Genomic DNA, 15,563 nt, shown 5'->3' on the forward strand with positions numbered 1-15,563 from the left:
AATATACTACCCGCTGATTTCATTTTTAGAAAGTATGAACTAGCCACAGCGCAGGATGTGGCGTTCCCGATCCACTAAATCTGTGCAGCCTGAGCGTGCCTTTTAGACAGCCCGTACTGAGACAGGCGCGTATGTAACTTAATCTTTCGCTAAATTAGACTCTTTGCCGGTAAAAACATCATCTTTCAGATAATGCACCTACACCACCAGATAACGTACCAGGCTGCTCTGTCAGTTGCCCCAAGTATAGAAGAACACTTTTCGCGGCTGCTTGCGTCGGCACAGGAAACCGGTGCTGAGGCGCTGGCCCCTGCCCCACCCCCGCACATCATCGAAGCTTTTCTAGATACCGCCTTTTGGGCGAGCCTGCGACGGGAAGAGGGGAAATCCCCCAAAATATCCATTGCTTTCCTGCCACCCGACCGTGCCGGGCAACCGCTCCTGTTTGCCGATCAACTCCCTTTTACACCGGAAGCCCTGAATAAGATTTCACCTGGAGTACAACGGCCGGGCATACACCTGGGGGTGTGGGCAGAGCAGGGCGAGCTGCGTGTCTGGGGAACCACCCGCCTGGTACCTTCCTACTGTTTCATCGTGGATGTTCCGGAGCCGGGCCTGCTGGTGGTAAAGCACCGCCGCGCTGACGGGTTCGGGAAGTTTGCTAACGTGGTGGTGCTGAAGGGAGACCAGGTGAAGGTAGTGGACGAGAGCACGGCCAGTCTCCCCGACTGCCCGGAACTCCTCACCAGCCTGCTTGGCTTAGGCGCCCCAAGCGCTACTGGTGCGCCGTTAAATGTTCTTATCCAGATGGCGGTCTCCATGCGTGCCCACGGGCGCGGCGGCATTCTGCTGGTAGTGCCCGCCGGTACTACAGCCTGGCGCGAGTCCATTGTGCACCCCACTACCTACTCCCTACAACCGGCCTTCTGCGGACTGGCAAATCTGATGAAGCAGCAGGAAGAAGAGAAAAAGCGCAGCCGGTGGCGCGAGTCGCTTCGACTGGAAGTGGATCACATAGCCGGGCTGACGGCCATCGATGGCGCTACCCTGCTCTCCGACAATTATGAGCTCCTGGCCTTTGGTGTAAAGATTGGCCGTAAGATAGGAAGCGAACCTGTTAGGAGCCTGTTGCTTACAGAATCGGTAGTGGGCAGTAAACCTGCGGTGATACATCCTTCGCAGCATGGCGGCACCCGGCATCTGGCCGCTGCCCAATTCGTGCACGACCAGCACGATGGCATGGCCCTGGTGGCCTCACAGGATGGTAGCTTCACTATCTTCGCCTGGTCGCCGTGTGAGGGCATGGTGCAGGCCCACCGCATCGACACACTGCTGCTCTGAACAAAGTTTACCCATCTTCCCGGCTCATACTTTCAGGGCAGCCTAGGCACTCAGCGGGATGCTGATTACGAAGCTGTTCCCATCGGGTGTGATGCCATCTAAACGCACCGCCCCCCTTCCAGAGGCGCTAAAGGCCCTGTTCATATCCGACAGGCTGTTCACGCGCATGCCGTTCACGCTGGTGATGATGGTGCCACGCGGGATTCCAGCCATATCGAAGAAGCCGCCTTGCTGCACCTCCGTTACGTACACCCCTGACCGGAGCCCGAACCGCTGTTTTACCTGGTCCGGTACCGGTGCAAAGGTAGCGCCCAGCTTAGCCTGCAGCCCCTTTGCCGCGCCCTCGTCCCCGCTTTCTGCCAACATCGCCTCCTCGCCCTGCAGTACCACGTCAGCGTTACGTGCTTTTCCGTTCCGCAGGTAGGTCAGTTCCAGCTTGTCGCCGGGGTATTGACGGGCGATCCGCTCCGAAAGCTCGGTCGAGGAGGCCACATTCACGCCATTTATACGTTGGATGATGTCGCCTTCCTCCAGACCGGCGGCAGCGGCGGCACTTCCAGGCTGAACCCCCATAATGTACACGCCCTTCACGGAGGCCGGGTCTATGCCGCGTTCCTTCAGGATCTGGTCTTCCACGGTAGGGGCCGGAAAGCTCACGCCCAAGTATCCCCGCTTCACCTCTCCGAATTTCTGCAGGTCGTTTACCACCTTCTGCATCAGGTTAACCGGTATGGCAAAACCATAGCCGGCGTAGCTGCCCGTCTGCGATGCAATGGCGGTGTTGATGCCTATCAGCTGCCCGTCGGTATTGATCAGGGCCCCGCCACTGTTGCCCGGGTTAATGGCGGCATCTGTCTGGATAAAGGATTCAATGGCCGTGTTGCCAGCAGCCTGGCCTGGCTCTGCGTAGTTCCCCTGGCTCGGCCGGTTCAGTATGCCGATGCTCCTGCCCTTGGCGCTGATGATACCGGCCGTCACCGTTGAGCTAAGCGAAAGCGGGTACCCTACGGCCAGCACCCACTCCCCCACCTGCACACTGTCAGAATTGCCGAGGGTTACAAACGGAAGCTCCTTTGCGTCCACCTTCAGCAAGGCCAGGTCGGTACTGGGGTCTACCCCGATCAGCTTCGCCTGGAAACTGCGCTTGTCCGGCAGCACCACCTCGATGCCTGATGCGTTCTCTACCACATGGTTGTTCGTGGCGATGTAGCCGTCCTGCGTGATGAGCACACCGGAGCCGGAGCCGCTGGCCGGAGCAGGAGACTGGGGCAGGCCGAAGAGATCAAGGTACGAGCGGTTTGCCCCAGCGCCATCGTAGGTAGTTTTAACGTGCACGATCGCGGGCGTAACCGCAGAGGCAGCTAGAACAAAATCTGCGGTGCCAGCCGATGAGATGGCTCGGGCACCTCTGCTGCTCAGGGTTAGGGGCTGCTCCTGAGTCGTACCTTGCCCGCCCGCATCTTGCTTATCATAGAGCCATATACCAGCCACTACCAAAACAGCAGTAACAAGGGCGGTAAGTATAACAAGACCAATGCTTTTCATAGCTTTTATTCAAGTTTAGGTTTTTAACCTGCGAAGCATAAACGCAGCGCGCAGGCTCCTTACAACAGTCTCCGGGAAGGTTAACGCGTATGGGCGTATCCCTACAACGCAGGGCTCTTTTGGAATGTTTGGGATTACTGTTGCAGCCACAGCACTGGCATTACCGGAGTGGTAGAAGCTGGTGGAGGGGCACCATTCTGACCACCACTCCTTGCGTTTTCCTGCCTGCCGATGATGTTCGCTACACAAAAATCCGGCACATAAACCACTCTACCGCTGCATTTTAGCGTACAAAGGCAATCTACCCAGGGAGCATGTTGCTCTAGTACCGCAAACTGACATGTGTATGGAAGACTATAAAGGCACAGAGGCAAGGCCACAGCGCGTGGAGGCCACACACACGCGTACGAATCCTGAGCCCACGCCAAACGCAAAGCCGCCAGCCGAGCCAAGGCCTGCTCTGAGCGTGACCGATGCCGTTGCTGTGATTGTGGGAATTGTGGTAGGTGCGGGCATTTTCAGGACGCCCTCCATGGTAGCGGCCAATACCGACGGCGGCGGCATGTTCCTGATGGCCTGGGGGCTGGGGGGCGTGGTGTCGCTGATCGGGGCGCTTTGCTATGCCGAGCTGACCACCACCTTCCCGAATGCCGGCGGCGACTACCATTTCCTGACCCGTGCCTTTGGCAGGAAACCTGCCTTTCTGTTTGCCTGGGCCCGTATGAGCGTCATACAGACCGGCTCCATTGCGCTGCTGGCCTTTATTATCGGCGATTATGTCGCGCAGATCTATAGCATGGGAGAGTTATCCTCGGTATTCTACGCGGCTTTGGTGGTCATCTTGCTCACGGGCATCAACCTGATCGGCATCAGCGTGGGAGCTGGAACGCAGAAGCTGCTGACGGCGCTGGAGATACTTGGTATCCTAATCGTGATCGTGGCCGGCCTGTTCTTCGCCCCTGCCGAGGCTGCCGTTTCCGCACCTGCCGCCGCCGCATCAGGCAACTCGCTGGGGCTGGCGATGGTGTTTGTGCTTCTCACCTTTGGCGGCTGGAATGAGGCAGCCTACATCTCCGCCGAACTGCGCTCGGGGCGCAGCGGCATGGCCCGCGTCATGATCATGAGCATCCTCCTCATCACCGGCATTTATGTATTGGTTAACCTATCCTACTTGAACATACTGGGTATGAATGGTATATCGCAGTCAGATGCCGTAGCAGGAGACCTGATGCGCCTCACCTTTGGGGAAGGGGGCCTGGTGCTAATCGGGGTTATCGTGGCCCTTTCGGCCCTTACCTCCGCTAACGCCACTATTTTTACGGGCGCCCGCACCAACTACGCTCTTGGCCGCGACTTCCCGGTTTTCAGCTTCCTGGGCAGATGGAATCCCCGGACCTCCACGCCGGTAAACGCTTTCCTGGTGCAGGGGGGCATTGCGCTGGCGCTGATCGGGCTGGGCTACATCACCCGCAACGGCTTTGAGACGATCGTGGAGTATACGGCGCCGGTTTTCTGGTTCTTCCTGCTGCTGGTAGGCATTTCCCTGTTCGTGCTGCGGCGCAAAGAGCCCCACCTGCACCGTCCGTTCCGCGTGCCACTTTACCCCCTCACGCCGCTTATCTTTTGCTGCACCAGCGCCTACCTTCTTTACTCCAGCTTAGTGTATACTGGCCTGGGTGCCCTGGTGGGTGTGGCGGTCCTGCTGATCGGCGTGCTGCTGTTACTGGCCCTGCCTACCCTCCATAGGCTCCAGGGCAGAAGTAAGGCTGTAAAGGGCGACGGCAAAACCCTATAAAGTGACACCCAACTGTAATTCAATCCTATCCGTAGAAGTATGACTTATGCCTTGCACCCACCACTGCTACACCCGGTTACCCCACCCGCTACCGGAACAACCGCTGCCACAGCACTTTATAACGAGTATTACCTTCTACTTTACTAATACTTTAACTATACTTTAACTCGAAATCTATGAAAATGCTTAAAAACTCCCTGCTCACGTTGTTGCTCCTTCTTTGTGCCACGGCATTTGTGCAGGCGCAGGAAGCGGTTATGAAACGTACCCCGGATGTACCTTACGTACCAACCCGGCAGCCTGTGGTGGATGCCATGCTGGAATTGGCAAAAGTTACGGAAGACGATGTGATTTATGACCTGGGATGCGGCGACGGCCGGATTGTGATTACGGCAGCTAAGAAGTATGGCGCCACCGGCACGGGCATCGACATAAACCCGGATCGCATAGCGGAGGCCAATGAGAACGCCCGCGAGGCGGGTGTTACCGACAAGGTGCGGTTTATAGAGGGCGACCTGTTTGAGGAGGACTTCAGCCAGGCTTCGGTGGTGACGTTATACTTGCTGCCTGCCGTGAACCAGAAGCTCCGCCCAAAGTTGCTCAGCCAACTCAAGCCAGGAACGCGCATTGTATCGCACGCTTTTGACATGGGGGACTGGGAACCGGAGCAAACCATTGAAGTGGATGGATCCAAGATTTATTTCTGGACTGTTCCCGAAAAGGAATAAACTGTCGTTATACTTTCCCGTGTCACACGGGTTTTCTTTTTCCGAAAACAAAAGCGGTAATTAGTTGTCCTAAACAGATGTAGCCCTTGTGACAGTTTTCCAAAGGCTACCTTATTACCTATACCGTTAAAATTGAAAAAAGAAAGATATGAGCAGCAACAACAAAAAGTTGTCTGAAATACCTTTGTCCGTACTGGACCTGGTGCCGATACTGACCGGAAAGACAGCCGCGGATTCGTTTAAGACCAGCCTGGACCTGGCCCGCCACGTGGAGGACTGGGGCTATAAGCGCTACTGGCTGGCAGAGCACCACAACATGCCCGGCATTGCCAGCTCAGCCACCGTTTTGCTGATAGGCCACATTGCGGGCGGCACCAAGAGCATACGCGTGGGCTCCGGTGGCATTATGCTGCCAAACCATGCGCCGCTGGTGGTGGCCGAGCAGTTCGGCACGCTGGAGTCGCTTTACCCCGGCCGCATAGACCTGGGTCTGGGCCGTGCGCCGGGTACGGACGGGCTGACGGCCATGGCCCTGCGGCGCGACCTGCGCGGCGATGTGGACGACTTCCCGAAAAACGTACAGGAACTGCAGTACTATCTTGGTCCGGCAGATCCGTCTGCCAAGGTGCGGGCCATACCTGGCCAGGGGCTGGAGGTACCGATCTGGCTGCTGGGCTCCAGCACCTACAGCGCCCAATTGGCTGCCATGCTGGGCCTGCCCTTTGCCTTTGCCAGCCACTTTGCACCGGCTGCCCTGCAGGCTGCCCTCAAAATCTACCGCGAAACGTTTCAACCCTCGGAACACCTGAAGGAACCATACGCCATAGCCTGTGTGAACGGCGTGGCTGCCAACACCGACGCAGAAGCTGAGAAACTGGCTACCACCCTTTACCAGGCGTTCCTGAACGTGATAAGAAGCACAGGTAACCCACAGCAACCGCCAGTGGAAAGTATGGAAGACCTGTGGAGCCCGGCCGAGAAGTATGCCGTACAACAGATGCTGCGCTATACATTCATCGGCTCACCGGCCACCGTGAAAGAAGAACTGAATGCTTTCCTGGAAGAGACGCAGGTGGATGAGCTGATGTTTGCCTCGCATATTTACGACCACCAGGCCAGGCTGCGGTCCTATGAGCTTCTAGCCGAGCTTGCAAAATAGTAACACTCCCCCTGCCCCGGCGGTTGCCCTGCAAGCAGATGGCCGGGGCAGGGGACTAATTACTGCGGTGCTCGTATAAGAGCTTTTATACTGATTTATACTTCGACGCTGCTATGGAAACCAAAGTAATCGAAAACCTGCAACTCAGCAGTCCGGTCCTCAGGTCCGGAGATACCATCCCTGAAAAATATACCTGCGACGGGGAGAACATCAACCCGGCCCTGGCGATCGGGGACATCCCGAAAGGCGCGCAGAGCCTTGTATTGATCATAAATGACCCCGACGCACCCCGCGGTAATTGGACCCACTGGCTGGTATATGACATGCCGCTTATTCATACGATTGAGGAGAACAGCGTACCGGGAACAGTAGGCCTGAACGACTTTGGCAACACCGCCTACGATGGCCCCTGCCCCCCTATCGGTACGCACCGCTATTTTTTCAGGCTTTATGCGCTCGATACCCGCCTGGGCCTGCCGGCAGGCAGCACCAAGGAAGCGGTTTTCCTGAAGATGGAGAATCACATCATCGGCACGGGCGAGTTGATGGGCTTTTATAGCCATTGATTCCGAAAGTATAGAATTTCTAAAGTATAGCCCCTCCACCGGGTTTGACAGTGCCCTGAAAAGCGCTATCTTCCCCCTATGAAACAACGTTTTACCCTCCTGCTGTTATGGCTGGCCCTGAGCTTGCCCTGCTATACTTTTGCCCAGGCATCCGCTTCGCGCGTCATCATTGGAGCTGAGCGCCTGCTTACGACCGACTACCTGCCCCTGGTGAAGGGCAAGCGCATTGGCCTGGTAACCAACCACACCGGGCTTCTGCCCGATGGTCGTCACCTGGTAGATGTGCTGCACGAAAGCAAGGATGTAACGCTGACGACCCTTTTCGGCCCCGAGCACGGCATTCGCGGTGACCAGGATACCCACGTAGCCAGCGGCACCGACACTAAAACGGGGCTGCCGGTGATCTCGCTCTACGGCAAAACCAGAAAACCCACTGCTGAAATGCTGCAAAACGTGGATGTGCTGATCTTCGACATACAGGACATCGGCGCGCGTTTTTATACGTATATCGCCACCATGAACCACGTACTGGAAGCCGCTGCCGAGCAAAGTATCCCGTACCTGGTGCTGGACCGACCGAATGCTATTGGCGGCACGTATGTAGATGGCCCTATAGGGGGTGAGCCACAGGAGCCGGTGAGCGGGGTTGGCCAGTTACCCGTTACGCATGGCATGACGGTGGGCGAGCTGGCCCGGATGTTTAACGGCGAACGCGCCAAGCGCAACCTGCCCCAGGCAAAACTGACGGTGATTCCCATGCAGCGCTACAACCGCCAGCAGTGGTACGACGATACCCGGCTGCCCTGGATCAAGCCATCGCCCAACATGCTTACCCTTACCACCGCCGCCGTTTACCCGGCCACCTGCCTGCTGGAGGGCACCAACATCTCCGAAGCGCGGGGCACCCTGCACCCCTTTGAGCGCATTGCCGCACCCTGGATAGACGGCCAGATACTATCGGACCAGTTGAATAGCTACAAACTGAAAGGTGTAACCTTCCGCCCCGTTTCCTTTGTACCGGATAGTATGGTGGATGGCATCAAAATATACCCACCAAAGTTTATGGGTGAGCAGTGCTCGGGGGCAGAGATGGTGATAACAGATCGTAAAGCTTTCGAATCGGCCAGGGCAGGCGTTTACATCCTGCACGCGCTGAAGACCTTGTACCCGGAACAACTGGAGTGGCGTGAAGGCCGCATGGACAGGCTTTGGGGCACTCCGAAGGTAAGGGAGCAGTTACAGGCAGGGCTTTCGCCGCAGGAAATCGTAGAACAGTGGGATAAGGAGCAGGCGCATTTCCGGAAAGTGCGGAAGAGGTACCTGCTCTATAAATAACGCGTAAGTATAAAAAAGAAGCCATCTTATGAAAAAGCACCTCCTCCTCTCGCTCTTCAGCGCCCTCTGCCTCAGCACGCAGGCGCAGGACAATAACTGGGCCTGGGGCGGCTCCCTGCACCCTGCACAGGCTACCTTCGACGTAAAGCACTACACACTGCGGCTGGAGGTGGCCCCCGAAGCGCGCACCATCGGCGGCTCCGTGGATGCTGTGGTGGAGATGGTGGCTCCGGCCGATAAGATCAGGCTGAACCTGATTGATGCCTATACGGTGCGGGGCGTGAAGGTGGATGGGAAGAAAGCAGCGTATACACGAAGCACAGACGCCCTGGAGGTACAGCTGAAGCAGACATACCAACCGGGCCGGCGCGTTACGGTTACGGTAGTGTATGCCGGTACGCCACCGGAGGCTGTAAACCCTCCCTGGCAGGGCGGATTTACCTTCACCAAAGACGGAAACGGCAAGCACTGGATCGGTCTTTCCTCACAGAACGAGGGTGCCAAGATCTTTATGCCCTGCAAAGACCATCCCTCCGACGAGCCGGACGAGGGCGTGGAGCAGTTCATCTCGGTACCGGCCCCTTACCAGGTAGCTGCCAACGGTATACTTGTGTCGGAGAAGAAAAAGGGAAACCAGATCACCTATCACTGGAAAACTGACTATAGCATTAACAACTACGGCATCAATTTTACGGTGGGAGATTTTGCCGTGACGCGCCGCGATTATACTACCGTGGAGGGAAACACGGTACCGATGGTCATGTACCTGCTGCGCGAGAACGAAAAGAAGGCGCCGGAACTGATGGAGATTCTGGAGATCAGCCTGAAGACGCAGGAGAAATACTTCGGGGAGTACCCGTTCCGGAAAGAGAAAGTAGGCATTGTGGAAACGCCATACTTAGGGATGGAGCATCAGACCATTAACGCCTATGGCAATAAGTTCCGGTTCACTAAAGTTGGGGACGCACCCTACGACCACCTGCTGCACCACGAGCTGGGCCACGAGTGGTGGGGCAACAAGGTAAGCGTGAAAGATTGGGCTGATTTCTGGGTACAGGAAGGCTTAACCACCTACGGCGACTGGCTTTTTGTGGAGGAGCACGCTGGCCACGAGGCTTATTTGAGGCATGTAAAGCTGGTTGCCCGAAACATCCAGCATAAAAACCCGATCATCATGCGGGAGGAAAATGTGGATTCTGATGAAGCTTACCATGGTGAAATCTATTCCAAAGGGGCTTACGTCATGCACTCGCTCCGCTACCTGCTCGGCGACGAAGCCTTTTTCCGGGCCCTCAAGAAGTTTATCCTCGACCCTGCTTATACTTATGGGAACCAGGTAACGACAGCCGACCTGCAGGAGCACTTTACCCGGGAGACCGGGCAGGACATCAAGCCTTTCTTCGACCTGTACCTGCGCACCACGGAGGTGCCGGAGGTAGTGGTAGAGCAAACCGCTGCAAGCACCTACTCCATCCGCATTCCCAATATCACCTTTACTTTGCCCATGGAAGTCAGAACTGACGCCGGTACCCAGCGAATAGAGCTGTCGAGCAAGCCGGTGGAGGTAACGTCCCGAACTGCTCCGGTAATTGATGAAAACGGCTGGTACCTGAAGAATGTAAGTACAGGAGAAAGTACGTTGTAGTGTGGTTGGCACTGGGGGCAAACCACCCTTCATTACCCCTCCCCAGCCCTCTCCTTTTCTCGAGGGCCCCTACCCCAAAAACAGGAGCGGGAGCTGCCGTTATGTGATCCAACCACCCCTACCCCTCCTTAGCTAAGGAGGGGAGCCCGTAACTACTTTGGCTAAAGTATAAGTTTTATAGCTGCTGGTATTGCGCGGACAGGTCGCGACCTGTCCCTACACAAGTATGAACCCACCCCTGGCCCCTCCGAGGAGGGGAATCAGCAGTTGATTAACATCCCCCTGCCCCCTTCAAAGGGGGCAGGGGGATGTTGCATTAGCAGCGGCTATCGAAATGTTACCCAGTCCTTGGGTTGAGCGCCTTGTAGATTTACGGTTTCGCTTTAGCGAAATTGCGCAGACCGCAGGTCAAGCAAAGGAAATGTACACCGCGCGATGCCAAAGGACGAGCCCTCTCGGGCTGGAGAGCACCACAGTCAGAGATGAAACAATGCAGGTTGTAAAGCCGTGGATGAACGGGAGCTAGCAAGTTTAGCTTAGCTCAAGATGCAGTAAGCAGCAGCAAAGGCACAAGCGGACGCTTGCGCCAGCAAGCAATTACGGCTGCCGCTTTTCTCCACCTAAAACAAACCTCTAACCCTACCCCTCCTGCTCCCGTTTCTGATGAGCTGAAAGTATAAATCATCAAACGAAACTACTTTGGAAAGTATAAAAACAACACACACAGCCAAACAGATAGACAGCCTGGTGAGGGAGCAGCTGGTGGAGCTGCTGGAAGGCGGATTTGCCCCTAACGTGATCCTCCTGCGCGAGTTCGACTATAAAAAAGCGGGCATCATGCTCGACGGACTGCACTTCTCCGGCTGGATCCTGCTGGGCCATATCCGGGCACGGCAGCAGACACTGCTACAGTTTATGAAGCACCCGGAGCTGGACACGGATGTGTGGCCCGATGCCCATTGGCCGGAAAACCACCAACCGGAAAGCGAGCAGGAATGGTACAAGGCCATAGACGCCTATGCACAAGAATTAGATGAAATGATCTCGCTTGTAAAAGACCCGGCTACAGACCTGTTTGCCGTGCATCCAAACGGCAAAACCCTCTCCTGGGCCGCCATGACTACGCTGCACCACACCGGCTACCACATCGGGCAGCTAAAAACAATTGGCCGCCAGCTGGGCGTGTGGTAGCTATACTTGGTACAGCGGCTGTTGCGAGGCAATGATCTCCTCCTTCAACGCCTCAAAGTTCTGGTGCGGCGGCTCGGTAGTATAGCGCATGGGTTGGCCTTTTGATGTAGGATAACCCAGGAAACGTATCAGCGGCCCTGCGATCATATCGGCCTGTGCTGCCTGCCTATCCGTCAGCTGGTCCATCCAATAGCCCGACTGCCCCTTTTTCAGGTGCTTCGGGTTTTTGCTTTTGAGGGTGGCAAAGCTCATGGCCTCCTGCAGCTCCGCCCGTTCCGCCTCGCTCAGCTCCAAGCCCAAATACTCGAGCAGCCTACCCAGCTCCCGCTGAAAATCGAGCAGAAAGCCTTCGTAAAAGGCAATGTGGATGTTATGCTCCCGGCTCAGCCGCAGGTGGTCATACACGTGCCACACCCACTCCACCAGCAACTCCTCAAAATGCTTCTCCAGGTAGCGCCTCGCATCTGTTTCTTCTTGCGAATAATACTTGAGCATGTACTCCGAAGTATAATATTTAGCGGCGGAGATGGCGCGATCGCGGGGGTCGCGGAGGATGTATACTTTCTTGTCGAAGAGGCGGAACAACTCACTGCTGCGCTTGCATACCGGCGAGTGTGTCCAGACATGGTCGGTCTGGGCCACGTAGCCTTCTATACTTTCCACCGGCATCCGGAAAATGCTGCTGATGCGGTAGCTGTACTGCAGATCGGTCACGTCCAGCACGTCTATACTTGCCTGGCTCGGGTAGTTCAGGTCCCAGGTTTTGGCGAGCTCGTAGATGGGGTGCCGCTGGATAAAGCTGTTCACTGGCTGGCCGCTGCGGTGCATGAGCTGCTGTAGGATCTGGTAGAGCCAGAAATTGCCGCATTTGGGTGCCCCGCCCTGCAGTATTTTCATAGGTATAAAGGTTTAAAAGTGTAGGATCAGGCTGCTATACGACTTTAACTAATTTATTGCCGTACAAGGTGGGCAGAAGTATAACGAATCATACGTTACGCAACCACAGTCTCTCAGAAACTATGAAAAACATCTATCCCTTTAAATCCAAAGTAGGCTATGAACAGCGCAGGTACCAAATGCAGCAGGAGCCGCGCCTGGTATGGCTCACCGGCCTCTCCGGCTCCGGCAAAAGCACCCTGGCACTGCGGCTGGAGCACCACCTGTTTCACCAGGGCTACAAGGTTTTTTTACTGGATGGCGATAATATCCGCAACGGCCTGTGCCGGGACCTGAGCTTTACCCAGCAGGACCGGAAGGAGAACATGCGGCGCGTGGCGGAGGTGGCAAACCTGATGCTGGAAGCTGGGATGGTGGTGATTTGTGCGTTTATCTCGCCTTACGAAGAGGAACGGGAGTTGGCCAGGCATATCGTGGGACCGGAGCGGTTTACGGAAGTATACATTAACTGCAGCCTGCGGGTATGTGAGCAGCGTGACACCAAAGGACTGTACGCCAAAGCGCGGCAGGGACTTATAAAAGAATTCACTGGCATCAGCGCTCCTTACGAAGTTCCGCAAAACCCGCACCTTATACTTAATACCGATCAGGAAAAGATAGACGACTCACTGCAGAAACTCGTTACTTTGGTGGAGCCGCAGCTAAGGCTTCAGCAACGCATGAAAGCCGCCATGTAAGTATAAAACTTAAGCTGTGGCTGACCCACCACTCTGAGGAGGCAGGGGTGAGTTTATACTTGTACAGTATTAGTAAATCGCTACCTGGGTTATAACGTATACTTCATCAACCTGATAAAACCTGAGCACCGTGAACATCACTTTAAGTATAACCGACTTGCTGCAGATAGCCCGTACGGCAGCACTGGAGGCAGGTAGTGCTATCATGCAGATTTATACTTCCGGTGTTTTTGATGTAAGTATCAAAGCCGACGACTCCCCGCTGACCAAAGCTGACCGCGCCGCACATGAGATCATCAGCAACGCCTTAGCTGCCACAGGCCTGCCCATACTTTCGGAAGAGGGAAAGCAGTTACCCTTTGAGCAGCGGCAGCAGTGGGAATGGTACTGGCTCGTAGACCCGCTGGATGGCACCAAGGAGTTTGTGAAGCGCAACGGGGAATTTACTGTGAATATCGCCCTGATGCACCACAACAAACCCATTGCGGGTGTTATTTATGCACCTGTGCTGGATACCCTATACTTTGGCTCGGCAGTAACAGGCGTATTTAAAGAGGCCGGGGAAAAGAGAACACAGCTGATGCCGCTGCCGGAGAAGCGTACTTTGCAGGAATTGCAGCAGCTGCCAAAACTTACCCTTATCGCCTCCCGCACCCACTTAAGCCCCGAAACAGCGGATTTCATACGCCACTTCCCCACGGCCGACATCATTAGCATGGGCAGTTCACTAAAGTTCATGCTGCTAGCCGAGGGCAAGGCCGACCTTTACCCCCGCTTCGCCCCCACTATGGAGTGGGACACCGCTGCCGCTCACGCTATCCTTAACGCGCTGAATAAAGGTGTTTACCGGCAGGAGCTACAGCAGGAGCTGGAGTACAACAAGCCCGACCTGCTTAACCCGGATTTCATCGCCTTTTAGCCCCGCCAGGTACAGGCACTGTGTACTTTCCATACTTCTGCGTAACTTATACTTTATTTGAAAGCTGAGGCACGTATGGCTGGCAAAAGTATAAGCACAAAAACGGCAGCCAAAGTATAAACACCAACTATGACAAAGGATACACCCTTCACTAAACTTCTTGCAGCTCTCGTGGCGACGGCTGTGTTCACCTCCTGCCAAAGCACCAGCCAGCAGGAACAACAGGAGAACGAGGCCCGCAACCTGACTTACGACCTGCTGCTGGAGAAAGCCACCGTGGTGGACGGCACCGGCTCCGAACCTTACACAGCCAACATACTCATCGGTGCCGATACCATTGCCGTGATCGACAAAGACACCTCCGCCACTTACAAGGCCTTGAAAACCATACCGGCAGCGGGCATGGTGGTAACGCCCGGATTCATTGATGCCCACGCCCACGGCGATCCGCTGAAAGAGCCGGAATTCAGGAATTTCCTGGCGATGGGCGTCACTACCATCTGCCTGGGGCAGGATGGTTTCAGCCACAACAACAAAGACATGGGCGCCTGGATGGACTCAGTGGACGCCGCGCGGCCGGGTGTGAACATTGCCATGTTTGCCGGACACAACTCCCTGCGGGTACTCTCGGGAGCGATGTATGAGAAACAGCCTGCTGAAGAGTACATGAAAGCCATGGAGAATCTGTTGGCCGAGGCCATGGAGGCCGGCTGCTACGGCCTTACCACCGGCCTGGAGTATAATCCCGGCTACTACGCCACCAGCAACGAACTGAACCGGTTAGCCAAAGTGGTGGGGGCTAAAAACGGGTTAGTCATGAGCCACATGCGCAACGAGGACGACGCACTGGTAGAGGCCTCCATTAAGGAGCTGCTGGCGCAGGGAGCCTATTGCCCGGTGCATGTATCGCATATAAAAGTGGTGTACGGCAAAGGCAGGGAGCGGGCACAACAGGTGCTGCAGGTACTCGACAGCGCGCGCCAAAGCGGCACCAGGGTAACGGCAGACTTCTACCCTTACACGGCTAGTTTCACGGGCATCGCCATACTTTTCCCGGACTGGGCCAAATCGCCGCATGATTATAAAGAGGTACTGAAAACGCGCAAGGAGGAGCTGCAGGATTACCTGAGGAAAAAGATTATGCAGCGCAACGGTCCTGAGGCAACACTGATTGGCACCGGCCGCTACACCGGCAAAAACCTGGCGCAGATAGCCACGGAACTGAACAAGCCTTACGAGGATGTGCTGGTGGAAAACATTGGCCCGTACGGTGCCAGCGGCGCCTACTTTATCATGGATGAAGAACTGCAGGAAACCCTGCTGCAGGCCCCGTACGTGATGATCGGCTCAGACGGAAGCCCCAGCATGCACCACCCAAGGGGCTATGGTTCCTTCGCCAAGGTTATAGAGACCTACGTGGAAGACAAAAAGCTGCTGACACTGCAGGAAGCCGTACGCAAAATGACCAGCCTTCCGGCAGAAACCATCGGCTTGCAGAAGCGCGGCCAGCTAAAGCCCGGCTACAAAGCCGATCTGCTCATCTTCAACCCGTCTGAGGTAAAGGAAAACGCCACCTACGCAAAGCCCGACCAGCTAGCCACCGGTTTCAAGTATGTGCTGATTGGCGGGAAGGTGGTGAAGGAAGATGAAAACTACAGCAGCGAGCGCACAGGCAAGGTGTTGCGAAAGCAGGTGAAATAAGCCC

The 15,563-nt window shown here is 55.8% G+C and carries 13 protein-coding genes; 11 read left to right on the top strand and 2 right to left on the bottom strand.

The window, feature by feature from the left end:
• The first annotated feature begins 192 nt into the window (after window positions 1-192).
• Window positions 193-1,341: a putative sensor domain DACNV-containing protein gene (locus OH144_RS08830; RefSeq protein WP_266205934.1), complete on the top strand. Its 1,149-nt coding sequence runs from the start codon at window positions 193-195 to the stop codon at window positions 1,339-1,341.
• Window positions 1,342-1,383: 42 nt separating this feature from the next.
• Here OH144_RS08830 and OH144_RS08835 read toward each other — a convergent pair whose 3' ends face one another.
• Entirely contained in the window at window positions 1,384-2,886 is a 1,503-nt protein-coding gene (locus OH144_RS08835; RefSeq protein ID WP_266205935.1) for a trypsin-like peptidase domain-containing protein, read from the bottom strand.
• Between the two features lie 346 nt (window positions 2,887-3,232).
• Between OH144_RS08835 and OH144_RS08840 the strand changes: the two genes are divergently transcribed.
• The 7 genes from OH144_RS08840 to OH144_RS08870 all read left to right on the top strand — a co-directional run bounded on the left by OH144_RS08840 (window position 3,233) and on the right by OH144_RS08870 (window position 11,305).
• Window positions 3,233-4,681 (top strand): APC family permease, encoded by a 1,449-nt coding sequence (locus OH144_RS08840; protein WP_266205936.1) that lies wholly within the window; start codon window positions 3,233-3,235, stop codon window positions 4,679-4,681.
• Window positions 4,682-4,857: 176 nt separating this feature from the next.
• On the top strand, window positions 4,858-5,409 hold the full coding sequence (locus tag OH144_RS08845) for an SAM-dependent methyltransferase (RefSeq protein ID WP_266205937.1): 552 nt from the start codon (window positions 4,858-4,860) through the stop codon (window positions 5,407-5,409).
• A 148-nt stretch (window positions 5,410-5,557) separates the two neighbouring features.
• The gene (locus tag OH144_RS08850) at window positions 5,558-6,568 is read left to right on the top strand and encodes an LLM class flavin-dependent oxidoreductase (RefSeq protein WP_266205938.1); all 1,011 of its coding nucleotides are present in this window, start codon (window positions 5,558-5,560) and stop codon (window positions 6,566-6,568) included.
• A 113-nt stretch (window positions 6,569-6,681) separates the two neighbouring features.
• Window positions 6,682-7,134 carry a YbhB/YbcL family Raf kinase inhibitor-like protein gene (locus OH144_RS08855; RefSeq protein ID WP_266205939.1) on the top strand — a complete coding sequence of 151 codons (453 nt, stop codon included), beginning with the start codon at window positions 6,682-6,684 and terminating at the stop codon, window positions 7,132-7,134.
• 78 nt (window positions 7,135-7,212) lie between these two features.
• Window positions 7,213-8,469: an exo-beta-N-acetylmuramidase NamZ family protein gene (locus OH144_RS08860; protein ID WP_266205940.1), complete on the top strand. Its 1,257-nt coding sequence runs from the start codon at window positions 7,213-7,215 to the stop codon at window positions 8,467-8,469.
• Window positions 8,470-8,497: 28 nt separating this feature from the next.
• Window positions 8,498-10,114, top strand: coding sequence for a M1 family metallopeptidase (locus OH144_RS08865; protein ID WP_266205941.1), 1,617 nt, complete (start codon window positions 8,498-8,500; stop codon window positions 10,112-10,114).
• A gap of 699 nt (window positions 10,115-10,813) precedes the next feature.
• A complete protein-coding gene (locus tag OH144_RS08870; RefSeq protein WP_266205942.1) occupies window positions 10,814-11,305 on the top strand; it encodes a hypothetical protein in 492 nt (163 codons plus the stop codon).
• Here the strand turns inward: OH144_RS08870 and OH144_RS08875 are convergent, their stop codons facing one another.
• On the bottom strand, window positions 11,306-12,202 hold the full coding sequence (locus OH144_RS08875; protein ID WP_266205943.1) for a sulfotransferase domain-containing protein: 897 nt from the start codon (window positions 12,200-12,202) through the stop codon (window positions 11,306-11,308).
• Between the two features lie 122 nt (window positions 12,203-12,324).
• Here OH144_RS08875 and cysC point away from each other — a divergent pair, with 122 nt between their 5' ends.
• From cysC to OH144_RS08890, 3 genes are all read left to right on the top strand, one after another.
• Window positions 12,325-12,939 (top strand): adenylyl-sulfate kinase, encoded by a 615-nt coding sequence (gene cysC / locus OH144_RS08880; RefSeq protein WP_266205944.1) that lies wholly within the window; start codon window positions 12,325-12,327, stop codon window positions 12,937-12,939.
• A gap of 130 nt (window positions 12,940-13,069) precedes the next feature.
• A complete protein-coding gene (cysQ, locus tag OH144_RS08885) occupies window positions 13,070-13,858 on the top strand; it encodes a 3'(2'),5'-bisphosphate nucleotidase CysQ (RefSeq protein ID WP_266205945.1) in 789 nt (262 codons plus the stop codon).
• A gap of 129 nt (window positions 13,859-13,987) precedes the next feature.
• Window positions 13,988-15,559, top strand: a complete 1,572-nt coding sequence (locus OH144_RS08890; RefSeq protein ID WP_266205946.1) for an N-acyl-D-amino-acid deacylase family protein — start codon at window positions 13,988-13,990, stop codon at window positions 15,557-15,559.
• The last annotated feature ends 4 nt before the right edge of the window (window positions 15,560-15,563 follow it).

The organism is Pontibacter kalidii (genome assembly GCF_026278245.1).
Classification (GTDB): domain Bacteria; phylum Bacteroidota; class Bacteroidia; order Cytophagales; family Hymenobacteraceae; genus Pontibacter; species Pontibacter kalidii.